The following is a 22,334-nucleotide window of genomic DNA, read 5'->3' on the forward strand; positions in this document are numbered from 1 at the left end:
CAATAATGGCCCTATGATACGACAATCGATACCATAATCCGCTAAAATCGCCGCCTCAAATGCATCGGCAATGAAGGTAACCATGTTCCGCAGCCAGTCCAACATCCTGATCGCAGCAACGCTGGCCGTTGCCGGCTGCGCGCATGCGCAAACAGGGAAGGAACTGGTGTTCGGCACCTCCCACGAAGAGACTTCGCCGCTGTTCCTGTACGCCAGCGCCTACCTTCAGCAACTGTGCGCCGCCGGCCGGCAACGCTGCGCGCTGCAAAGCTTGCCGGGCCGCCGCGCCGAGGCGATGCTCGCCGCCGGCAATATCGACGGCGAGGTAGGCCGGGTCAAAGGCTACATTCAGAAGCACCCGGACTACGTGCGGCTCGACGAACCGTTCATCGTCTCCCGCACGCGCATCTTCACGCGCACCGACAAGGACATCACCAGCTGGGAATCGTTGGCGAAGAGCGTCAAGACCGTCAGCTACAAACGCGGCATCTATCTGTACCAGCAGCGGCTGGAGGCGCTGCAGCCGGCGATCCAGCCGCACGATGTGCAGAGCGAAGCGGCTTGTTTGCAGATGGTGCTGGCGGCGCGCGACGACGCCTGCGTGTTCGACGACGGCGGCATCAGCGCCGAGGCCAGGCCGCTGCTGGCGCAGGGCCATAGCAGCGCCTCGGTGGAGGACCTGCCGCTGTACATCTATCTGGGGAAGGACAACGCGGCGCTGGCGCCGGTATTGTCCGATGCCGCCAGGCGCATCGCTGCGCGCGGCGTGCCGGCGCAACTGCACCACAAGTTCTACGAGGCCAAATAGCCTACTTGATACTGGTGTTGAGTTCCTGGAAGTCCGCCGTCTTGCCCAGCGACTGCCAGGTGGCGAGCAAGTTGGCCGGCGGCGCAATCAGCTTGCGCGCCGCCAGATCGAGCCAGCCGCCGGTGCTGGTCACGCGCGCGGCCAGCTTGCCGTCGGCGCGGATGATGTCGGTGCTGAGCGACCAGCGGCTGCCGTCTTCGGACAGGCCGGCCACGCCCAGCGTGACGGTGATCTCTTCCAACAGCATGACTTCCTTGAAGTAGGCGATTTCGTCCTTCATCACCACCGGGCCGATTTTCAGGCGCATGAATTCGCTCATCGGGAAGCCGTTTTCCGACAGGAACAGCATGCGCACATCGCCCGCCTTGTCCAGGAAGGCTGTATTGCGCATATGGCTGTTGAAATCCATATCGCCCCAGCCGGCCATCATCTTCTTCTCAAACATCTTACCCTCCAAGGAAATCCAATAGCGTGCATGCTACCACCTTGGTGGCCTTACGCAGGTCTTCCAGCAGCAGGCGCTCGTCGGCCTTCTTGGCGTTGGACTCGGGCACGGAGCGCGGGCCGGCGCCGTACAGCACCGCCGGGATACCCTGCTCGCCGTACAGGCGGGCGTCCGCATACAGCGGCGTGCCTTGTGCGGGGATCGCCTCTCCGATGAAGGTTTGCGCGTTCTGCTGCAAGCTGGCCACCAGCTTCTCGGTGCCCGGCTGCTCGCGCAGCGCGTGCGACAGCAGCAAGCGCTTGATCTCGAGGCGGATGCCGGGCTGTCCTTCCACCGCTTTCTCGATCAGCGCGCGCACCTGCGCTTCCACCACCACCGGATCTTCTTCCGGAATCATGCGGCGGTCCATCTTCAGCACGACCTTGCCCGGCACCACGTTGGTGTTGGTGCCGCCGTCGATGCGGCCCACCAGCATGGTCGGGGAGTCGATGCCGGGGATTTTCGATTTGACCTTTTTCAGTTCCGGCAGCTGGTCGTAGATCGCGTTCAGGATGCGGGTTGCCGCTTGCAGCGCATCGTGGCCGGTCTCCGGCATCGCGCCATGGCCAGACTTGCCGTGCACCGTGATTTCCAGTTGCAGGCAGGCGTTGTGCGCGGTGACGATGTTGTAGCTGAAGCCAGCCGCGATGACGAAGTCCGGCCTGGTCAGCTGCTGCTCCAGCAGCCAGCCGGGTCCCAGCAGGCCGCCGAATTCCTCGTCGTAGGTGAAGTGCAGTTCCAGACCGCCCTTGAGCGGCACGCCCAGCGCCTCCAGCGCGCGCGTGGCGAAGATGTAGGTGGCGAAGTCGCACTTGGAGACCGCTGCGGCGCGGCCGTAGATGTAGCCGTCTTCCACCACGCCGCCATATGGCGGATAGGTCCAGTTGTCCCCCGGCGGCACCACGTCGCCGTGGGCGTTGAGCGCCATGGTCGGACCGCCGGCCTGGTACGGGCGGCGCACGATCAGGTTGGTGATGGTCTCCATGCCGTAGTCCTGCACCACCTGCGCCGGCACCGCGTGCTTTTCTGCGGTCCAGCCGTAGGCCTTGACCAGGTCGGCCACCATGTCCGCATGCGGCGCGTTGTTGCCGGGCGGGGTATCGGTCGGCACGCGCAGCAGCTGCTGCAACACGCCGACTTCTTCATCGAAGTGCGCGTCGATCCATAGTGCCAGTTGTTCTTTGTTCGTCGTCATCGCTGTTCTCTCCGCTGTTCTCTCATTTTGCGCCGGACTCGAACCAGGTCGCGATCTGCGCCCGTTCGGCATCGGTCATATTGGTCAGGTTCGCAAGCGGCATAGCTTTCAGCTGGACCGATTGCTTGTAGATTTTTTCCGCGTTCTGGTGGACCTGTTCGGCGCTGTCGAGCATGACGCCGGCCGGCGCCGTCGCAAAGCCGGGCTGCGACGGATGGGCCGAGTGGCAGGCCACGCAGCGCTGGTCGATGATGGTCTTCACCTTGCCGAATTGCGCCGCAGGGTCGGCGGCAGCCGCCACCGCGACCGGACGCGCCGGGGCAATCGCCACCGCCACGCCGACCAGCAGCGCCACGCCGACGGCTGGATAGCGCCACTCCACGCGGCCCTTGTGGCGCAGGTTGAAGAAGTGGCGGATGAAGACACCGGCTGCCATGATGAAGGCCAGCACCAGCCAGGCGCGGTCGTTCCGGTAGGTCATCGCGTAGTGGTTGCTGATCATGATGAACAGCACCGGCAACGTGAAGTAGTTATTGTGGACGCTGCGCTGCTTGGCCTTCTGGCCGTGGATCGGGTCCGGCAGGCGGCCGGCCGACATGGCCTCCACCATCTTGCGCTGGCCGGGGATAATCAGCATCAGCACATTGCCGACCATGATGGTGCCGATCAGCGCACCGACGTGGATGTAGGCGGCGCGGCCGCTCAGCACATGCGTGAGGCCATACGCGGCGCCGACGATCAGCGCGAACACCACCACGCCGAACCACAGGTCGCGCTGGCCCAGCGGCGAGCGGCACAGCAGGTCGTACACGGTCCAGCCGACGACCAGCGTGCCGACGCCGATGCCGATCGCCTGCCAGCTGCCGATATCGGCCACCGACTTATCGATCATCATCGCCTGGGCGTTGAAGTAGTAGGCGATGGTCAGCAGCGCAATGCCGGACAGCCAGGTGGAATAAGCCTCCCATTTAAACCAGTGCAGGTCCTTCGGCAGTTCGGCCGGCGCCACCAGGTATTTTTGCGGGTTGTAGAAGCCGCCGCCGTGCACCGCCCACAGCTCGCCGGATACGCCCTTCTTCGCCAGCTCCGAACCTGGAGCGGGCGGACGGATCGAATTATCCAGCCAGACGAAGTAGAACGAAGCGCCGATCCAGGCGATGCCGGTGATGACGTGCAGCCAGCGCACGATCAGGTTTAGCCACTCAAGGCCGTACGGGATCAGATAGGCGTATAAGTCCATGGGAGCTTTCTGGGTAAAGAGTGTGGCTAATTTACAGAAGATAAACGGAATTGACGCCGACCACATGAACATTAGAGTATATTAAACATATCCGATTCCGTATAACAGAAATACTCTCATGGCCGCCCTGCCGCAACACCTGGATCTGCACCTGATCCGCATCCTCTACCTGCTGCTGGTTGAGAAGAACGTCTCGCGCGTCGCCCTCAAACTGAATCAGCCGCAGCCCTCGATCTCCGCCTCGCTGCGCAAGCTGCGCGAGCTGACCGGTGACCCATTGCTGGTACGCGGCGCGCGCGGCATGGTGCCGACCCAGCACGGCGAAAGCCTGCTGATACCGGCCAAGCGCATCCTCGACGAGACCGAGAACCTGTTCCTGAAAAAGTCGCCCTTCGTGCCGCAGGAAGAGGCGCGCACCTTCCACATCGCCGCGCCGGACTACCTGGACAGCCAGTTCCTGCCCAACCTGGTGGCGCTGCTGCGGCGCGGATCGCCCAACAGCCGCGTGAAGATCCACGGCCTGGGCCCCGGCGTCGACTACGTTCGCCTGCTGTCGGACGGCGACATGGACCTGGTCATCGCCAACTGGGACGAGCCGCCCGAGCACCTGCACATGTCCAAGCTGTTCGAGGACCCGATCATCGCCGTGATGCGTTCCGACTGCCCGTATGCGCTGCGCACCGGCAGCGACGACATGACGATCAATGACTACCTGTCCCTGCCCCACGTGGCGCCGACGCAGATCCTGCCCGGCTACCACGGCGTCATCGACGACTTCCTTGAGCGCCAGGGCCTGCAACGCAACGTCGCGGTCGAATCGGCCTACTTCGGCCTGATCCCCTACATGCTGACGCAGACGGACCTGGTGCTGACCACCGGCCGCCAGTTCGTGCGCTACTACGAGCGCAACATGCCGCTGAAGACGTTCACGGTGCCGGTCAAGTTCCCGCCGATGCGCTTCTACCAGCTGTGGCACGAGCGCGTGCACCAGGCGCCGGAGCACAAGTGGCTGCGCGAGCAGGTCGCCACGGCGGCCAAGGCGCTCGGCAAATAATAACCCTTAGCGGATAGCGCATATAACTGCGCGGCTCAGTTGCGATTACACTAGGCTATGACGACACTTTCCGACCTAAACAGCTGCGACGCCGCCACCTTCACCGACCGCCTGCGCGGCATCTACGAGCACTCGCCGTGGATACCGGAACGGGCGGCGGTGCAGCGGCCTTTCGCCAACACCACCGCGCTCAAGCTGGCCTTGCAGGCGGTGGTCAGCGCCGCGTCGCTGGACGAGCAACTGGGCCTGATCCGCGCCCACCCCGAACTGGCGGGCAAGGCCGCCGTTTCCGGCCAGCTGACGGCCGAATCCACCAACGAGCAAGCCAGGTCCGGCCTGCACTTGTGCAGCGCCGAGGAATTCGCCACCCTGCACCAGCTGAACGCGGACTACAACGACAAATTCGGCTTCCCCTTCATCCTGGCCGTCAAAGGCCCGGACGGACAAGGGCTGACGCGCCGCACCATCATCGCCACCTTTACGCGCCGCCTGAAGAACCAGCGCGCCGACGAAATCGCCGAGTGTCTGCGCCAGATTAAGCGCATCGCGGAGCTGCGGTTGAACGACCTGCTGGGCGTAACGCTGGACTTCGGCCCGACCATCATGCAGTGGTGCGAGACCATCGGCGCATGGAGCGACACCGACAACAGCGCCAGCGCGGACTTCGACCTGACCTGCGCCTACATGACGCCGGCGCACCGCAAGACCGCCGCGCAGCTGATGGACTGGATGCGCGAAGCCGGCATGGACGCGCACATCGACGCCGTCGGCAACGTGGTCGGCGTCTACCGCTCCGATGCACCAGATGCGAAAACGCTGATGACCGGCTCGCACTACGACACCGTGCGCAACGGCGGAAAATACGACGGCCGTCTCGGCATCCTGCTGCCGATCGCCATCGTGCGCCACCTGCACCAGCGCGGCGAGAAGCTGCCCTTCCATTTCGAGATCGTCGGTTTCGCCGAGGAGGAAGGGGTGCGCTTCAAGAGCACTTTCCTGGGCAGTAACGCGGTGACCGGCCGCTTCGACCTGTCGCTGCTGGACCAGACCGACGCCGACGGCGTCACCATGCGCGAAGCGCTGCTGGCCGCCGGCCACGACGTGGCGCGCATTCCCGCCATCGCGCGCGATCCGTCGCAGTTGCTCGGCTTCGTGGAAGTCCATATCGAACAAGGCCCGGTGCTGCTGGAGCGCGACCTGGCGCTGGGCGTGGTAACGGCCATCGCCGGCAGCTCGCGCTACCTGGTCGAGTTGACCGGCCTGGCCAGCCACGCCGGCACCACGCCGATGACGATGCGCAAGGATGCGGCAGCGGCGGCGGCGGAAATCGTGCTGCTGGTCGAGCAGCGCTGCGCGCAAGGTGAATCGCTGGTGGGCACGGTCGGCCAGTTGCAGGTGCCCGGCGGTTCGGTCAACGTGATACCCGGCGCGTGCAAGCTGTCGCTGGATATACGTGCCGCCGACGATGCGGTGCGGCTGGCTGCGGTGAAGGATGTGTTGGACGGCATCGCGGCGATTTGCGCGCGGCGCCAGGTGGAAGTGAGCATGCAGCAAATCGTCGACGCCTCGGCAGCGCCGTGCGCGCCGCGATTGATGCAGCAGTTCGGCGCCGCCATCGAGCGCGCCGGCCTGCCGCGGTTTGACCTCCTTTCCGGCGCCGGTCACGACGCGATGGCGATGGCCGCAATCACCGATGTGGCCATGCTGTTCACCCGCTGCGGAAACGGTGGCATCAGCCACAATCCGCTGGAGACGATGACGGCCGATGATGCCGACATCGCCGCCCATGTGCTGCTGGATTTCCTGCGCAGCTACGCCTGATCGCTGCCCGCCGGCGCGCGCCGGCGGCGCCCCAACGCCAGCGGCAGCACGCCGGCCAGCAGCAGCGCAATGCTGCCAGGTACCGGCACCGCCGTGGCGCCCGCCAGCGAGAACGAAGCATTGAAGGCGCCCGCGCCGACGATGTCGGTGCCGATGCGCAGCCAGTCCGGCGCCAGCGGTTCGTTGCGTATCCAGCTTTGCAGGTCGGGCACGAATGAACCGGTGCCGCCCGCGATGGGCTTCGCGGCCGACAGCCAGTAGAACTCCCCTCCCGTCACCTCGACCTGCGGCACGAAGAAGTAGTGGTCGGCCGGCAGATCGAACGGTGTGCCAAAGTTGACGGTGATGGTCACCTCGGTGCCTCTGATCGGACCTTCGCCACCGGTTGTCTGCCCCGGCAAGGGGTTGATGCCATTGAGGACGCTGTTGGCGGCGCTGAAGGCGCCCAGCGTAGCGACCGAGAAGCTCAAGCCACCACCACTATCGCGACTGTCGAACGCCACGTCGGACGGCGAATTGGTACGCGTCGGTACGTGGCCAGAGGGCGGATTGGTGGAGTCCTTTGGGAACACACGATAGATCTCCGCCACCACCTGGCCGATGCTGGCCGCCGTGGCGCCGCCGGTCAGCAGGCCGGTGAAGCTTGCGCTGGTGATGCTGGTGTGCGAGCCGAGTATAAAATCGTCCGCCGTTTCGATTTCAACCTTGCCGGCGCTGCTGGGCCGCGTGGCCGTGCCGATCCGGCCATCGGGGCCGCCGGTGCTGAAGAAGAACGGCGCGGCAGATGCCGGCAGCGCCGCAGCCATCGTGGCAAGCACTGCGCCAAGCATGCAGCCGCACCGGATTCTGGAATGGATGTTCATGTCGCGTCTCCCTGGTCAACCGCCGGCGGGACTGCCGGCCGTTGAGACGCGATGCAGGAAGTATGCCCTGACACGTAAAACCAATAAAGTCAGTGGCTTGGCGCTTCGGATGCCGCCGCGACGCCTTCAATTGTCAAGAATGCCGACAGAGGCTTCAAGGCGTCCGCAATTCCTTCACCTGGGACTCACTCACCGCGCCCGCCTGCCCGCCCCAGCTGACGCGCAGGAAATTGGTCAAGCCGGCGATTTCCTTGTCGCTCAATTTGTTGGCGAAGCCCGGCATCGCTTGCATGTTTTCCTTCGTGCCAAAACGCTGCGCTTCGATGCCGTCCAGCGTGACGGCGATCAGGTTGTGCGGATCGGCGCTGCGCAAGGTGGTATTGCCCTTCATCGCCACCGCCACATGCGGCTTGCCGCCGCCATCGACGCCATGACAACCGGCGCAGACGGCGAGGTACGTACGCCGGCCGGCATCGATCGCCGCATCGCCGGTTGGCGCAGCGGGCTTCAGCGGCTGCGGCGGCAAGGGTTTGTCGCCCAGCAGATAGGTGGTCATTGCCCACATGTCGCCCGGCGTCAAATGCTGGGTGCTCAGGTGGACCACGGCGAACATCTCACCGTAGGCCGAGCCTTGCGGTGCAACGCCGGTGCCCAGGAACGATGCCAGGTCGGCGGCCGTCCATCCGGAGGCCGACAGCCCGGCCGGCGAGATATCCGGCGCCGCGATGCGCGCCAGCGCGCTGCCGCCCAACGGCTTTGCGCCATCCATCTGCCCCAGCGAACCGCGCGACGTATGGCATTCCGCGCAGTGCCCCATCGTGTTGACCAGGTAGCGTCCACGCAGATATGCGGGCGACTGGCCGGACGAAGCGTCGGGCAGCGTGTCCTTCAAGAACAGCATATTCCAGAAGCGCATACCGAAGCGCATATTGTACGGGAACTTGAGATCGGCGGCCTTGCTGGCCACTGCCACAGGCTTGATCTGCATGAGATAGGCGAAGATGGCGTCGCTGTCGGCGCGGCTCATCGAGCGGTAGGAGCTGTAGGGCATGGCCGGATACAGATGCCGGTCCGGCGCCACGCCGTCGCGCAAGGCCGCGTAGAATTCCTCGGCGGTCCATTTTCCGATGCCGTGCTCCTTGTCCGGCGTGATGTTGGTGCCGTAAAAAGTGCCGAAGTCGGATTTCAATTCGACGCCGCCGGCAAACGGCGCGCCGGTGGCCGACGTGTGACAGGCGGCGCAATCGGCAGCCTTGACCAAATAGCGTCCGCGCGCGACGGCATCGCTGCCTGCGGCAGCCTGCGCGCCGCCGGACAATACGGCCAGCAGCGCCAATGACGCGCGTAAGGAGAAATGGCGGTTCATCATTTCCCCTCCTTCACCAGGCCGGGTGTATTCAGCACGACATCCTTGACCGCCTCGAAATAGCGCACATAGCCGGTGCAGCGGCAGATATGGGCATTCAGGCTTTCGGTGATGGTCTCGTCGATCTGATCGCGGCTGACCGGCGTGCGTTTCAAGCGCTCCAGCAGCACCGTGGCCGCGTTCACAAAACCAGGCGTGCAGTAGCCGCACTGGAAGCTGAAATGTTCGAGGAATTTTTGCTGGATCGGCGACAGCGCCACCACCTCGCCCTTGTCGTTCAACTTGGCGTGGCCCTCCACCGTGCGCACTTTTTTACCATCGAAGAAATGCGCGCCGGTGATGCACGAGCGGACTTCCTCGCTGGTGCCGTCGGCTTTATCCAGGATCACCACGCAGGCATGGCAGACGCCCTGTCCGCAACCCAGGCGGGAGCCGGTCAGGTCCAGGTATTCGTGCAGGAAGTCGATCATCATCACACCTTCCGGCGCCGGCAACGGGCCGACCGTCTTGCCGTTGATGGTGAGCGTGATTGGTTTGGTCGCGATGCTCATGCCAGCACCTCCTGGATATGTTCCGGCGTGACCGGCAAGTCGGTGAAGCGGTGGCCGATAGCGTGCGCGATGCCGTTGACGATGGCGCCGACTACGGGAATCATCACCACTTCCGCAATGCCTTTGGGCGTATCGGTCTCCGTCAACGGCGGCAGGATCTCCGCCGTCTGCCGCCACACCGCGACATCGCGCGCGCGCGGCAGCTGGTAGCGGTTGAAGTTCCAGCTGCCGTTGCCCGGGCCGTCCTCGTACAACGGCAGGTACTCGTATAGCGCATGGCCTATGCCCATCGCCAGCCCGCCCTGCAACTGGCTCGACACCAGCTGCGGCGACAGCATGCTGCCGCACTCCATGATGGAATGATGGCTGAGCAGCTCGACCTTGCCGCTGGCCTCATGCACCGACAATTCGACCAGCGTGCCAATCGCGCTGTAATACGTGACAGTGGCGTTATTGCGCTGCACCGGCGGGATGAACACGCGCTTGCGGTTCAGCACATGGTAGCCGCCGGTGGAACTCATGCTGGCCTTCTTGCCCTTGTCCGCACCGTCGCCGTAGCGCAACGACAGACCGTCTATCGGCAGGCGCACGCCGGCGCCGTTGACGTCGAACTCCGCTTCGGTCCACTGCCAGCGGTTGAACACGTGCACCGTGGCGCCGGTCACCAATCCCAGCTCGTGCGCCTTGCTCGCCAGCTGCTCGTACGACAGCGCCTGCAGGCCGCCGGCGGACAGCTTGCCGTCGACCCAGCGCGCATCCTCCACCCGTATCACCAGCGATGCCGCCTGGCCGCCCGCATAGCCCTCGCTCCAGATGGCCATGGCGGCAGGCCACAGGCCGTGCATGAAGACCACGCGCGCCGCTTCGCGCGTGCTGTGCGTGAAGTAGTAGGCCGAGTTGGTGGCGCTGGCGGGAGAACTGTAGGTCGGCGACCAGCGCGGGTTAGCTGACAGTTTGTCCTGGTCGGCCTGGCTCATGATGTAGGGATCGCCGCTGCTGACCACCGGCAGGTCATCCCATTCGGTGACGGCGGTATGTACCAGGCCGGCCGGCTTGCCCAGCCATTTGGCGCAAGCCACCGCCTGCGACGTCGACATGCCGGTGCCGATCTCGGTGCCGCTGTGCGATAGCTCGATTACGCCGTCGGCGTTGATCTGCACCTTGGCGAAGGAACTCTCGGCGCCGGTGCCGAAGTCCTTCTGCACGCAGGCGAAGCCCACGCCGTAGCGGTGGCCGGGATGCGCGGCCTCGAACGCGCGCTTGGCGCTAGTGCGGCCGGCCCACAGCGGATGGACCTTGGCTTTTTGCAGCACCTCGTCGACCCGCACCGCGCCGGCCGGAATCGCGCCCTGCGTGTTCTTCATCCCCGACCGCAGCGCGTTTTTCAGCCTGAAATCAATCGCGTCCAGTCCCAGCTTTTCCGCGAATTCATCGATCATCATTTCGGTCGCGGCCATGCTCTGCAAGGTGCCGTAGCCGCGTGCCGAGCCGGCGTCAATGGCGCGCGTAGCGATGGCGACGGCGGCGAAATCGTTCTTTGGAAAATAGTAGATCGACTGCGCGGCCGTCGCCGACACCATCGCCACCGATGGCGAGAAGTTACAGCGCCCGCCGCCGTTGGCCTCAAAATATCCCTGGAACGATTGCAGCATCGCGCTCTTGCGGTCGACCGCGATGCGGTACTTCATCTTGAACGCATGGCGCTTGATCGACGACTGGAACTGCTCGTAGCGGTCGTTGGCCAGCCGCACCGGAACGCCGTTCGCGTAGAGCGCCGTCATCAGGCCGTAGAACGGAAAATTGTAGTGATCCTTGGAGCCGTAGCCCACCGTGTAGCACGGATGTAGGAACAGCTTCTTGAGCGGGAACTTGCTCTTCTTGAGCATTTCTATCGTGCTGTCGATGACCTCTTGCGGCGACTGCGTCGGCACCACCATGTGCAGCGTTTGCGCGGCGGCGTCGTACCAGCAATTGGCGTTGTCCGGCTCCATCGCGGCCGTGTCCACCGACTGCGTGTTGTAGTCGCGTTCCAGCACCAGCCAGTCGGCCGGCGGACGATCCAGTTCCTCCTTGATCTGGTTGGCGTAGTACATGCCCTGCTCGCCCAGCTTGCCGTGTTCTACGCCGTCCGGCCAGACCGGCTGCTGCTTGCGCATCGCGCTGGGGAACACCGGCGCGTTTTTCAGGCTGGAGAAAACGTCCATGTCCGCCGAGGTGGCGCCACCCACCCGCACGAAGCGGAAGGTGCCCCATGGGTCGCGTTCCATCGGCTGCGCTGCGGCGCCGTAGCGCACCACGCCCTCCTTGAACTGCAGCGCGTCCTTGGCCGCGCGGAAGCGGGCGAAGTCGTTGAAGATCAGGACCGCCACCGCATGTCCCAGATAGGCCGGCTGCTTCCCGGCTGGCAGCAGCATGTCGGCGCCATAAAAACTGGGGAAGGCGACGCCGTCGCGCACCAGGTCTTCCGCCGTCACGATGCGGTCCGGCTTCAGGCCCTCCCCCAGCAGGGACAGATCGATGCCGTCAAACAGCGCGTCGGTGCGGGTCGTGCGCAGCATCAGGGCGTGGGCTTGTTGTTGCGGCCAGTGCGGCATGTCGCGCGAACGGATGTCGCGCGCGAAGACTTTGGCGCCGGTCACCTTGGACAGGCCGTCGATACGGAATTTGGCCAGTCCGGCCTTGCCGTCCCAGGCGACTGGCGTGAGGATTTTTTCCTCGAACAGGGCGGCAAGCGCTTTGCCGCCCAAGGGCGCGATGTAGACAGAAACACCAGCGACCACGCTGGCCTTCAAGAAACTGCGGCGTGTAATGTCCCCATTCATCTTGTAACCTCTCAGAGAGTCAGGTCAAGCGTTTCTTCTTTTTCGAGTAATCTAGTTGACCAGAGAGCGGGGGACGAGTCAACATCTTTCAAACGGGGCGCCGCTACAGTTAATCGCCGCGCAACAGGGCCAGTTCGCGCCTGACGGCCTCGATCACCGGCGCCCAGTCGCCGGCTGCGGATTGCCGGAACAGGCGCATCGCCCGATACCACGGTGTATCGCTACGCTCCGTCAGCCAGCGCCAGTCGCAGCGATAGTCGGGCAGCAGCAGCCAGCACGGCTTGCCCATGGCGCCCGCCAGATGAGCTACCGCCGTATCCACGCTGATCACCAGATCGAGATTGGCGATGACGGCCGCGGTGTCGGCAAAGTCGCGCAGCTGCGGGCCGGCCGCGTACAGCGACATGCCGTCGGGCGGGTTAAGCGCCTCTTCCTCGCCCCTGCCTTTTTGCAGGCTGACGAAATGCACCGATCCCGCGGCGGCCAGCGGCGCCAAGGTCTTTAGCGACGGCAGCGAACGGTCGGCATCGTTCTCGAAATCGGGATTGCCCTTCCATGCCAGGCCGACCCGCAAGCCTTTCTGCGGCAGGCGGCCGGCCCAGAATCGCACCAGTTCTGGCTCCGCAGTGAGGTAAGGAGTCGCGGCCGGCATGCTGGGCAGGCTGACGCCAAGCGTGGCGGCCAGGCGCATCGGATGCGTCCAGTAGTCCCATGGCTCATCCGGGAGCGGATCGCCCAGGGCATACAGCCGGTCGACGTCCTGCAGCGTGGCGAACAGGCGCTTCAACGGCGCGTGGCATATCACGGCGACGCGCGACGCTCCTCGCGCCTTCAGCTCCACGGCGTAGCGGCAGAAATGGATCATGTCGCCCTGCCCCGCCTCGAGCACAATCACCACCGACTTGCCATGCAAAGGCTCACCATCCCAGCGGGGGTAAGCGAAGGTCTGGGCCAACGAATCGAACTGCCAGCGCTCTTCCAGCAAGGGCAAGCCTTCCTCAAAGCGCCCTTGCCGCAGCAGCACGTAGGCCAGGTTGAAGCGCGTCCGCGCATGCGCCGGGTCCAGCGCCAGCGCGCGGCGGTAGCATTGCTCGGCCTCGTGCTCACGCTTTACGCATGCCAGCAGCACGCCCAGCTGGCTCCACGCGGATAAGGATTCCGGCGCCAACTCCAGCGCCATGCGCGTCGCCGCCTCCGATTCCTCGAAGCGCTTCGCCTTCAACAGCAGCACGCCGAGATTCTGGTAAAGCTGCGCATGGTCGGGCATTAGCGAGATCGCCTGGAGATAATGGAACTCCGCCTCCGCCAGCGCGCCCTGCTGCTCCTTCAGATAGCCGAGATTGGCGCGCGCGGCGCCATGCATGGGCTCCTGCACCAGTGCCAGCAAAAAGCAATGCTCCGCAGCGGCGAAGTCGCCGGCGGCCATGTGGTGATTTCCATCGAGGTAGGCTTGCCGTGGATCTGAGTGCATTGAACTATAGGCCTGCGATGAGTGTCAGCAGCTCCGGCTCAGGCAGTGACTTGCTGAATAAATAACCTTGATAATACTGACAGCCTTCGGCGATGACAAAGTTGAGCTGCTCCTGCGTCTCCACGCCCTCGGCCAGCACCGACATGTTCAGCGCCTTGCCCAACGAGACGATGATGCGCACGATCGCGGCGCCGCTGTCTTCCTTGACTGCGCTCCAGATGAAGGAACGGTCGATCTTCAGCTGGTCCAGCGGCAGCCGGTGCAGATAGGACAGCGACGAATAGCCGGTGCCGAAATCGTCCAGCGCGAAGCTGACGCCGGCGGCGCGCAACTGCTGCATCTTACCTACCGTGCCCTCGACATCTTTCAACAGCAGGCTTTCCGTCAGCTCCAGCCGCAGCCGGTCGGCGCGGGCGCCGGTCTGCGCCAGCACTTCCAGCACGTGTTCGACGAAGTCCGGCCGGTGGAATTGTGCGGCGCTGACATTGACCGCAACCTCCAGTCCGGCCGTGCGCGTGTCGCCGGACCACTGCGCCAGTCGGCTGCATGCCTCACGCATCACCCAGCGCCCCAGCGGCAGGATCAGGTTCGATTCCTCCGCCACCGGGATGAATTCGGCGGGCGGCACCAGGCCACGCTGCGGATGCTTCCAGCGCACCAGCGCTTCGACGCCGGCCATGGTTCCGTCTACGCTCATCAGCGGCTGGTAGTGCAGCACGAATTCGTCATTGCCCAGGGCGCGCCGCATGTCGGCTTCCAGCGCGGCCCGAGCGCTAACGCGCGCCTGCATCGTCGGATCGAAAAACGATGCGGTGTTGCGCCCCGCCGCCTTGGCCTGGTACATGGCCAGGTCGGCGCGCTTCAGCACTTCGTCCACACCGCCGCAAGCGCCGCTGAAAACCGTGATGCCGATACTGGGCGTGCTGTATTGTTCCATCCCTTCGATAACGAACGGCTCGGCGAACGCGCGGACGATCTTGAGCGCGATGTCCTGCGCCACCTTGGCGACGTCGTTCTCGGTGCTCCCCAAATCCTCCAGCAGCACGATAAACTCATCGCCACCGAAACGGGCTACCGTATCGCATTCGCGCACTTCGGCAAGCAGTCGGGCTGCCACCAGCTGCAACAGCATGTCGCCCTTGTCGTGGCCACGCGTGTCGTTGATGGTCTTGAAGTTATCCAGGTCGATGAACAGCATGGCGCCCAGGTGGCCCAGCGACAGCGCATGACCGGCGCGGTCCAGCAGCAGCTGGCGATTCGGCAGGCCGGTAAGCTTGTCGTAGAAGGCCATGTTGTGGATCTGCGCCTCGATGGCCTTGCGCTCGCTGATGTCACGGAAATAGATCGTCACGCCCTGTTGCGACGGATACGCGCGGATCTCGGTCCACAGGTCGAGCGGCGCGTAATGCTCCTCGAACTCCACCAGGCTGTTGGTCTCCACCGCCAGGTGATAGGCGCGGTAGTAAGGGCCGTCGATCGCTTCGGGGAATACCGTCCAGACGTTCTTGCCCGCCACCTCGCGGCGCTGCACTTTCAGCAGCCGTTCCGCATTGCCGTTCATGTAGCGGATATTCCAACTGCGGTCCAGCATCAGGACCGCATCGGAGATGCTTTCCAGCGTGGCCGTCAGGCAGGCTGTCTCCAGGGGCGTCGCCAGGGATGGGGGTGGTTCTTGCATGTTAAAAGCCGGGAGAGCCCTGATCCGTTCTTGTGGTCCGAGTAGCCCACTACGAGTCAGTATGCCCTCCGGCCGGGCAGCGGTCAAACGATACGGGCGCGCTCCAGCATCGCATGCAACAGAACGTTACAGCCTGCTTCCAGGTGTTCCGACTTGGCGTCCTCGATTTCGTTATGGCTGATGCCATCCTTGCAAGGGACGAAGATCATGCCGGCGGGCGCCAGCCGGGCGGCGTAGATCGCGTCGTGGCCGGCGCCGGAGACCACGTCCATCGTCGAGTATCCCAGTTTGGCGGTGGCGTTGCGCACCGCGTCCACGCACTCCGGATGGAATGGGCATGGCGGATAGTAGGACACACGTTCGATCGAAATCTGCAAGCCGGTTTCGCTGCGGGTTTGGTCGATAAATGCCAACATCTCTTCGTGCATGGTGTTGAGCAGTTCATCGTTCACGTTGCGCAGGTCAATGCTGAACTTGACCTCACCGGGTATCACGTTGCGGCTATTCGGGAACACCTGCACCATGCCGACCGTGCCGCGTCCATACGGCGGGTAGCGGTTGGCGATGGCCACCACTTCCTGCATGATCTTGGTCGACACTTGCAGCGCGTCCTTGCGCAGGCCCATTGGCGTTGGGCCGGCGTGGGCTTCCATGCCGGTCACCACGCAGTCGTACCAGGACAGGCCCATCACCGCCGGCACCACGCCGATTACCTTGTCTGCGTCCTCCAGCACCGGGCCTTGTTCGATATGGGTTTCGAAGTAGGCGCCGATGGGGTGATCGCCCGGCACCTGCTCGCCCTTGTAGCCGATGCGCGCCAGTTCCTCGCCGACGGTCTTGCCTTCGGTGTCCTTGGCGGCGTAGGCCGTCTCCAGGCTGAAGGCGCCGCAGAACACGCCAGAACCCATCATCACAGGCACGAAGCGCGAGCCTTCCTCATTGGTCCAGAAGGCGACTTCGATCGGCGCCTCGGTCTTGATCTTCAAATCGTTCAGTGTGCGCACCACTTCCAGCCCGGCCAGCACGCCGTAGTTGCCGTCGAATTTACCGCCAGTCGGTTGGGTGTCGATATGGCTGCCGGTCATCACCGGCGGCAGCGCGTTGTTGGTGCCGTCGCGGCGCATGAAGACATTGCCGATCTGGTCGATCGTGATCGACATGCCGGCCTGCTTGCCCCAGCCCACCACCAGGTCGCGGCCCTGCTTGTCCAGGTCCGTGAGGGCCAGGCGTTTGACGCCGCCCTTGGCGGTGGCGCCTATCTGTGCCAGTTCCATCAGCGCCGCCCACAGGCGGTCGCCATTGATGCGCATTTCGCTCATTACCTTGCTCCTCTTGAATTAACGCGCCGACGTCGGCTTGAACGACGGACGGTCGATATGGCGGCCCGCGCCCTCCACCGCCATCAGCACGCCGCGATGGAACACGACGTTACCGGCAGCCAGCGTGGTGCTCGGGATGCCGCGCACGGTGCGGCCTTCGAATACATTGAACCCGCCCTTGGCGAACTGCGTCAGCGACGAAATGGTGCGGCTGCCTTCCGGGTCCCAGACCACGATGTCGGCGTCGGCGCCGACGGCGATCACGCCTTTGCGCGGATACATATTGAAAATCTGCGCGGCGTTGGTCGACGTCACCTTGACGAATTCCGACGGCGTCAGCAAACCGCTGTTGACGCCCGCGTCCCACACCACGGACATGCGGTCTTCCACGCCGCCGCAGCCGTTCGGGATCTTGGTGAAGTCGTCCTTGCCGGCGGCCTTCTGCTCGGCGCAGAAGGTGCAGTGATCGGTCGCAGTGGTGTGCAGGTTGCCGCCTTGCAGACCATGCCACAACGCGGCCTGATGGTGCTTGCTACGGAACGGAGGGCTCATCACATGGCCCGCCGCAAAGTCCAGGTCCTCGCTCTGGTACACGCTGTCGTCGATGACCAGGTGGCCGGCCAGCGCCTCGCCGTACACGCGCTGGCCGTTGGCGCGCGCGCGGGTGATGGCGTCCAGCGATTCGGCGCAGGAGACGTGCACGATGTACACCGGCGTGTTGAGCACATTGGCGATGGCGATGGCGCGGTTGGCCGCTTCCGCCTCCACTGCCGGTGGACGCGACAGCGGATGCGCGCTCGGTCCGGTCATGCCCTTCTTCAGCAGGTCCTGCTGCAGCTGATAAACCAGCTCGCCGTTCTCCGCGTGCACCGTCGGAATCGCGCCCAGCTCCAGCGAGCGGCGGAAGCTTTTCACCAGCGTCTCGTCGTCGGCCATGATGGCGTTCTTGTACGCCATGAAGTGTTTGAAGCTGTTGACGCCATGTTCGCGCACCAGGATGCCCATGTCGCGGTGCACCGTCTCGTCCCACCAGGTGATCGCCACGTGGAAGGTGTAGTCGCCGGCGGCCTTCTGCGCCCAGCCGCGCCACTGGTGGTAGGCCTCGATCAGGTTCTGCTTCGGCGCCGGTATCACGAAGTCCATGATGGTGGTGGTGCCGCCGGCCAGGCCGGCCGCCGTGCCGGTGTAGAAATCGTCCTGCGTGACGGTGCCCATGAAGGGCAGGTTCATGTGGGTATGGGTATCTATCCCGCCCGGCATGACGTACTGGCCACTGGCGTCGATCACCTTGGCCGACGCCGGCGCATCCAGGTTGTCGCCGACGGCGACGATCTTGTCGCCATAGCAGAGCACATCGGCACGAAAAGCCCGGTCGGCATTGACGACGGTGCCGCCACGGATGATAGTTGTCATGGACATCTCCTGAATCTCTTTAGGGGTGGGCAGCCCGGATCGCGGGAACTGCTTTGCCCTTCATCATAACGCCATACACCAGCGCGGAAATAGCGATTCCCACAAACCAGGCATAGGTGTAGATCGTTTTAAACACGGGCGCCACATCGGGGAAGGACGCCGGGAAAGCGGCATTGAGGAAGCCGGGAATATTCGGCAGCACGCCGACCACAAACGCCACCAGCGCAGCAGTGTTCCAGCCGTTGCCATATGAGTACTGGCCGTCTTCGCGATACAGCTCGGAGACATTCAGTTCGGTCTTGCGCACCATGTAGTAGTCGACGATCAGGATGCCGGCGATAGGCCCCAGCAGCGCCGAGTAGCCGATCAACCAGGTGAAGATGTAGCCTTGCGTGGATTCGAGTATCTTCCAGGGCATCATCAGGATCGCGATGCCGGCCGTGATGTAGCCGCCGACCTTGTACGAAATCTGCTTCGGCGCCAGCGACGAAAAATCGTAGGCCGGACCGACCAGATTGGCGGCCAGGTTGACAGACACCGTATCGATCAACAGTATCAACAGCGCAATCAGCACAGCGGCGCCAGTCATGCGGCTGGCTAGGTCGACCGGGTCCCAGATCGCCTTGCCGTACAAGACCACCGTGGCGGAGGTGACGATCACCGCCATCATCGCCAGCAGCCCCATAGGCACCGGCAAGCCGACCGACTGGCCCAGCACCTGGTCGCGCTGCGATTTGGCGAAGCGGGTGAAGTCGGGAATATTCAGCGCCAGCGTGGCCCAGAAGCCGACCATCGCCGTCAGCGAAGGCCAGAACACGGACCAGAACTGGCCGGCCTTCTTGCCGCCCACGACAAATTGAGAAGGCGCCGACAGCAACTCACCGAAGCCGCCGGCCTTGTTGTAGACCCAGCCGAGCAGCACGAAGCAGATCAGGATCTTCAGCGGCGCGGTATAAGTTTCCAGCTTGCGGATCGCATCCATGCCGTGCACGATGTACCAGAACTGGATGCCCCAGAAAGCCAGAAAACACAACAACTGTCCGCCGTTAATGCCGAGGCCTGCGATCTTGTCGCCACCGATGTCGCCGCCCAACATCACGCCGAGCAGCGTGTAGATCATCTGGCCGCCGAACCAGGTCTGGATGCCGTACCAGCCGCAGGCGACGATGGCGCGCATCAGCGCCGGCAAGCGCGCGCCGGCGGTGCCGAACGACGAGCGGGCCAGCACCGCGTACGGAATGCCGTACTTGGTGCCGGCGTGGCCGATCAACAGCATCGGCAGCAGAACGATAGCGTTCGCAAGGAACACCGTCAGCACGGCCTGGTAGCCAGACATGCCGCCTTCAATCAAACTGGCGGACAGCGTATAGGCCGGGATGCACATCACCATGCCGACCCACAGCGCGGCGAAGTGATACCAGCGCCAGGTGCGCTGCGCCGCCGTGGTCGGGGCCAGGTCTTCGTTCCAGAGTTGCGTGCTGCCAGAGAGTTCTTTGCTCACGGGGCTTTCTCCAAAGGTTGATGTTCCTTCTATCGCTGCAAGTTCCGTACCTTATACCGTTTATACCGTTTCCGTCACCTTGATGTTCTCCGCACGCGGGTTGCGCGGGTCCTGCGTCCAGTTCATGTATGGCTTGCCTGTGTTCTGCGGCACCATCGTGATGCAGCCTTGCACCGGGCAGGTGATTTCGCACAGGTTGCAGCCCACGCACTCTTCCTTGATCACTTCATACGTGCGCTCGCCGCTGGCCGCGTCGATCAGCTGCGCGATCGACTGGTGCGACGTGTCTTCGCATGCCACGTAACAGCGGCCGCACTTGATGCAGTCGTCCTGGTTGATCTGCGCGATGACCTGGTAGTTCATGTCCAGGTATTTCCAGTCCGTCGTGTTAGGAACGGCCTTGCCGACAAATTCGCTGATGCTCTTGTAGCCCTTCTCGTCCATCCAACGCGACAGGCCGTCCTTCATCTCTTCGACGATGCGGAAGCCGTGCAGCATGGCGGCGGTGCAGACCTGCACGCAGCCCGAACCCAGCGCCATGAACTCCGCCGCGTCGCGCCAGTTGCCAATGCCGCCGATGCCGGAGATTGGCAAACCCTTGGTCTGCGGATCGCGCGCAATCTCTGCCACCATGTTCAGCGCGATCGGCTTGACGGCCGAACCGCAGTAGCCACCGTGCGTGCTGGCGCCGCCCACGATCGGGAAGGCCACCATCTGGTCCAGGTCCAGGTGCGTGATCGAGTTGATGGTGTTGATCAGCGAGACCGCATCGGCGCCACCGGCCTTGGCGGCGCGCGCCGGTGCGCGCACGTCGGTGATGTTAGGTGTCAGCTTGACGATGACCGGCAGCTTGGAGTGCGTCTTGCACCAGCGCGTGACCATCTCCACATATTCGGGAACCTGGCCAACCGCCGCGCCCATGCCGCGTTCCGGCATGCCGTGCGGGCAGCCGAAATTAAGCTCGATGCCGTCGGCGCCGGTGGCCTCCACCAGCGGGAGGATATCGGCCCACAGCTTCTCTTCGCACGGCAGCATCAGCGAAACGATGATGACGCGGTCCGGCCAGTCCTTCTTCACCTGCGTGATCTCTTGCAGGTTGATTTCCAGTGAACGGTCGGTAATCAGCTCGATGTTGTTGAAACCGAGGACTTCGCGGTTCTTGCCGTAGTGCGCCGAGTAGCGCGACGATACGTTGACGGCGGCCGGATCCTCGCCCAGCGTTTTCCACACCACGCCGCCCCAACCCGCCTCGAATGCGCGCACCACGTTGTAGGCCTTGTCGGTCGGCGGCGCGGAGGCCAGCCAGAACGGGTTGATGGACTTGATGCCGCAGAATTCTATGCTCAGGTCAGCCATTATGCAGCCTCCTTCATACCATTAATGTCTTGATGGATGGCGTGTGCCGCCAGTTTTCCGTGCTGTACCGCTTGCACGGTCAGGTCCTGTCCGGGCGCCACACAATCGCCGCCGGCGTAGATGCGCGGCAGGACTGTGCGGAACTGATCATCGACGTGGATTTTGTCACCGTCGCGTTTCAGCGTTTTCGCCAGTGGATCACTGATGCTCTTTTCGTCCATGCTCTGGCCGATGGCTTTGAAGATCGCGTCGGCCGCGATCTCGAAAGTCTCACCGGTGCCAGCCAGACGGCCGTTGGTGATTGCGGTTTTCTCGAAGCGCATGCCGCGCACGCGGCCTGCTTCGTCCAGCAGCACTTGTTGCGGCTGGGCCCAGGTGCGCATGCGGACCTGGTTTTCTTTCGCAATATGTTGTTCGTGTTCGGTGGCGCTCATCGCGTCGAAGCCGCGGCGGTACACCAGCGTGACCTCTTCCGCGCCGAGGCGCTGGATCTGCACCGCCATATCAATCGCGGTATTGCCGGCGCCGATGACGATGGCGCGCGCAGGCAGCGGCAGCTTGCTCAGGTCATCGGCCTGGCGCAGCGCGGCGATGTAGTCGACGGCGGCCAGCAGGCCGGGAGCGTCTTCGCCGGTCAGGCCCAGCTGCTTGCTGGCGCCCAGGCCCAGGCCGAGGAACACGGCGTCGTACTGCGCGTGCAGGTCCTTCAGCTGAACGTTGCCGCCCAGCGTCTGGCCGTGCTTGATTTCGATGCCGCCGATCTGCAGCAGGAAGTCGACTTCCTTCTGCGCGAAGTTATCGGTCAGCTTGTACTTCGCGATGCCGTATTCATTCAGGCCGCCGGATTTCTCTTTCGCTTCGTAGATCACCACGTCGTTGCCCAGCATCGCCAGGCGGTGCGCGCACGACAGGCCTGCGGGACCGGCTCCGACCACGGCGATCTTCTTACCGGTCGATGCGGCGCGCGTGAATGGGTGCTCGGTGAGCGTCATGTTGTCGACGGCGTAGCGCTGCAGCAGGCCGATTTTCACTGGCTGGCCTTCGGCATCGTGATTGCGCACGCAGGCGTCCTCGCACAGGATCTCGGTCGGACAGACGCGCGCGCAACTGCCTCCCAGGATGTTCTGTTTGAGGATGCCGACGGCCGCACCGTTGACGTTCTCATCGTGGATATTGCGGATGAAACTGGCGACGTCGATATCGGACGGGCAGATGCGCGTGCACGGCGCATCGTAGCAATACAGGCAGCGCGAACTTTCGATCGCGGCCTGGCGCGCGTTCAGCGCGGGTGCCAGGTCAGTGAAGTGTTCCGCCAGTGTGGCATTGGCTTCCTTCGGCTGGGGCATGTATTTGAGAGATTCGATCATCATACGATTTCCTGGCTTAACGTGG

17 protein-coding genes are annotated in these 22,334 nt (G+C 63.9%); 3 read left to right on the top strand and 14 right to left on the bottom strand.

Annotated elements, in window-relative coordinates:
• Positions 1-70: 70 nt before the first annotated feature.
• Complete coding sequence (locus AC07OK_RS17530) at positions 71-808, top strand: substrate-binding periplasmic protein (protein ID WP_494691509.1); 738 nt, start codon at positions 71-73, stop codon at positions 806-808.
• A 1-nt stretch (position 809) separates the two neighbouring features.
• Here the strand turns inward: AC07OK_RS17530 and AC07OK_RS17535 are convergent, their stop codons facing one another.
• Genes AC07OK_RS17535 through AC07OK_RS17545 form a run of 3 tightly spaced genes read right to left on the bottom strand, consistent with a single transcriptional unit; the run spans position 810 to position 3,727 of the window.
• Positions 810-1,253, bottom strand: coding sequence for a thioesterase family protein (locus AC07OK_RS17535; protein WP_332851433.1), 444 nt, complete (start codon positions 1,251-1,253; stop codon positions 810-812).
• 1 nt (position 1,254) lies between these two features.
• Positions 1,255-2,487, bottom strand: coding sequence for a M20/M25/M40 family metallo-hydrolase (locus AC07OK_RS17540; RefSeq protein WP_494691510.1), 1,233 nt, complete (start codon positions 2,485-2,487; stop codon positions 1,255-1,257).
• A gap of 22 nt (positions 2,488-2,509) precedes the next feature.
• Complete coding sequence (locus tag AC07OK_RS17545) at positions 2,510-3,727, bottom strand: urate hydroxylase PuuD (protein WP_494691511.1); 1,218 nt, start codon at positions 3,725-3,727, stop codon at positions 2,510-2,512.
• A gap of 118 nt (positions 3,728-3,845) precedes the next feature.
• Here AC07OK_RS17545 and AC07OK_RS17550 point away from each other — a divergent pair, with 118 nt between their 5' ends.
• Both AC07OK_RS17550 and AC07OK_RS17555 read left to right on the top strand, forming a co-directional pair.
• A complete protein-coding gene (locus AC07OK_RS17550) occupies positions 3,846-4,781 on the top strand; it encodes a LysR substrate-binding domain-containing protein (RefSeq protein WP_217942973.1) in 936 nt (311 codons plus the stop codon).
• A gap of 57 nt (positions 4,782-4,838) precedes the next feature.
• Positions 4,839-6,602 (top strand): allantoate amidohydrolase, encoded by a 1,764-nt coding sequence (locus AC07OK_RS17555; protein WP_494691512.1) that lies wholly within the window; start codon positions 4,839-4,841, stop codon positions 6,600-6,602.
• On the opposite strand, the gene AC07OK_RS17560 is transcribed toward AC07OK_RS17555, so the two are convergent.
• From AC07OK_RS17560 to AC07OK_RS17610, 11 genes are all read right to left on the bottom strand, one after another.
• Positions 6,593-7,432, bottom strand: coding sequence for a PEP-CTERM sorting domain-containing protein (locus AC07OK_RS17560; RefSeq protein WP_494691513.1), 840 nt, complete (start codon positions 7,430-7,432; stop codon positions 6,593-6,595). The two genes, AC07OK_RS17555 and AC07OK_RS17560, sit on opposite strands and share 10 nt — an antisense overlap.
• Before the next feature lie 187 nt (positions 7,433-7,619).
• Complete coding sequence (locus tag AC07OK_RS17565; protein ID WP_494691514.1) at positions 7,620-8,834, bottom strand: c-type cytochrome; 1,215 nt, start codon at positions 8,832-8,834, stop codon at positions 7,620-7,622.
• Positions 8,831-9,382, bottom strand: coding sequence for a (2Fe-2S)-binding protein (locus AC07OK_RS17570; RefSeq protein WP_494691515.1), 552 nt, complete (start codon positions 9,380-9,382; stop codon positions 8,831-8,833). The genes AC07OK_RS17565 and AC07OK_RS17570 overlap by 4 nt, the downstream gene beginning before the upstream one ends.
• Entirely contained in the window at positions 9,379-12,204 is a 2,826-nt protein-coding gene (locus AC07OK_RS17575) for a xanthine dehydrogenase family protein molybdopterin-binding subunit (protein WP_494691516.1), read from the bottom strand. Before AC07OK_RS17575 ends, AC07OK_RS17570 begins: the two co-directional genes overlap by 4 nt.
• A 109-nt stretch (positions 12,205-12,313) precedes the next feature.
• Positions 12,314-13,675: a tetratricopeptide repeat protein gene (locus AC07OK_RS17580; protein WP_494691517.1), complete on the bottom strand. Its 1,362-nt coding sequence runs from the start codon at positions 13,673-13,675 to the stop codon at positions 12,314-12,316.
• Between the two features lie 4 nt (positions 13,676-13,679).
• Positions 13,680-15,353: a putative bifunctional diguanylate cyclase/phosphodiesterase gene (locus AC07OK_RS17585; protein ID WP_494691518.1), complete on the bottom strand. Its 1,674-nt coding sequence runs from the start codon at positions 15,351-15,353 to the stop codon at positions 13,680-13,682.
• A gap of 83 nt (positions 15,354-15,436) precedes the next feature.
• On the bottom strand, positions 15,437-16,672 hold the full coding sequence (locus AC07OK_RS17590; RefSeq protein ID WP_494691519.1) for a Zn-dependent hydrolase: 1,236 nt from the start codon (positions 16,670-16,672) through the stop codon (positions 15,437-15,439).
• 18 nt (positions 16,673-16,690) lie between these two features.
• On the bottom strand, positions 16,691-18,085 hold the full coding sequence (hydA, locus tag AC07OK_RS17595) for a dihydropyrimidinase (RefSeq protein ID WP_217942982.1): 1,395 nt from the start codon (positions 18,083-18,085) through the stop codon (positions 16,691-16,693).
• Between the two features lie 19 nt (positions 18,086-18,104).
• Entirely contained in the window at positions 18,105-19,586 is a 1,482-nt protein-coding gene (locus AC07OK_RS17600) for an NCS1 family nucleobase:cation symporter-1 (RefSeq protein WP_494691520.1), read from the bottom strand.
• Between the two features lie 60 nt (positions 19,587-19,646).
• On the bottom strand, positions 19,647-20,942 hold the full coding sequence (gene preA, locus AC07OK_RS17605) for an NAD-dependent dihydropyrimidine dehydrogenase subunit PreA (protein ID WP_494691521.1): 1,296 nt from the start codon (positions 20,940-20,942) through the stop codon (positions 19,647-19,649).
• Positions 20,942-22,312: an NAD(P)-dependent oxidoreductase gene (locus tag AC07OK_RS17610; RefSeq protein ID WP_494691522.1), complete on the bottom strand. Its 1,371-nt coding sequence runs from the start codon at positions 22,310-22,312 to the stop codon at positions 20,942-20,944. Before AC07OK_RS17610 ends, preA begins: the two co-directional genes overlap by 1 nt.
• Positions 22,313-22,334 lie beyond the last annotated feature (22 nt).

The sequence above is a fragment of the Duganella sp. GW821-FHT07G03 genome, assembly GCF_059418605.1.

Bases quoted from the DNA above. Each gene is read 5' to 3' on its own strand.
- AC07OK_RS17545 (WP_494691511.1), bottom strand. From the start codon at position 3,727: ATGGACTTATACGCCTATCTGATCCCGTACGGCCTTGAGTGGCTAAAC.
- AC07OK_RS17550 (WP_217942973.1), top strand. From the start codon at position 3,846: ATGGCCGCCCTGCCGCAACACCTGGATCTGCACCTGATCCGCATCCTC.
- AC07OK_RS17570 (WP_494691515.1), bottom strand. From the start codon at position 9,382: ATGAGCATCGCGACCAAACCAATCACGCTCACCATCAACGGCAAGACG.
- AC07OK_RS17610 (WP_494691522.1), bottom strand. From the start codon at position 22,312: ATGATGATCGAATCTCTCAAATACATGCCCCAGCCGAAGGAAGCCAAT.
- AC07OK_RS17565 (WP_494691514.1), bottom strand. From the start codon at position 8,834: ATGATGAACCGCCATTTCTCCTTACGCGCGTCATTGGCGCTGCTGGCC.
- AC07OK_RS17590 (WP_494691519.1), bottom strand. From the start codon at position 16,672: ATGAGCGAAATGCGCATCAATGGCGACCGCCTGTGGGCGGCGCTGATG.
- AC07OK_RS17575 (WP_494691516.1), bottom strand. From the start codon at position 12,204: ATGAATGGGGACATTACACGCCGCAGTTTCTTGAAGGCCAGCGTGGTC.
- hydA (WP_217942982.1), bottom strand. From the start codon at position 18,085: ATGACAACTATCATCCGTGGCGGCACCGTCGTCAATGCCGACCGGGCT.
- preA (WP_494691521.1), bottom strand. From the start codon at position 20,942: ATGGCTGACCTGAGCATAGAATTCTGCGGCATCAAGTCCATCAACCCG.
- AC07OK_RS17530 (WP_494691509.1), top strand. From the start codon at position 71: ATGAAGGTAACCATGTTCCGCAGCCAGTCCAACATCCTGATCGCAGCA.
- AC07OK_RS17585 (WP_494691518.1), bottom strand. From the start codon at position 15,353: ATGCAAGAACCACCCCCATCCCTGGCGACGCCCCTGGAGACAGCCTGC.
- AC07OK_RS17560 (WP_494691513.1), bottom strand. From the start codon at position 7,432: ATGCTTGGCGCAGTGCTTGCCACGATGGCTGCGGCGCTGCCGGCATCT.
- AC07OK_RS17540 (WP_494691510.1), bottom strand. From the start codon at position 2,487: ATGACGACGAACAAAGAACAACTGGCACTATGGATCGACGCGCACTTC.
- AC07OK_RS17555 (WP_494691512.1), top strand. From the start codon at position 4,839: ATGACGACACTTTCCGACCTAAACAGCTGCGACGCCGCCACCTTCACC.
- AC07OK_RS17535 (WP_332851433.1), bottom strand. From the start codon at position 1,253: ATGTTTGAGAAGAAGATGATGGCCGGCTGGGGCGATATGGATTTCAAC.
- AC07OK_RS17580 (WP_494691517.1), bottom strand. From the start codon at position 13,675: ATGCACTCAGATCCACGGCAAGCCTACCTCGATGGAAATCACCACATG.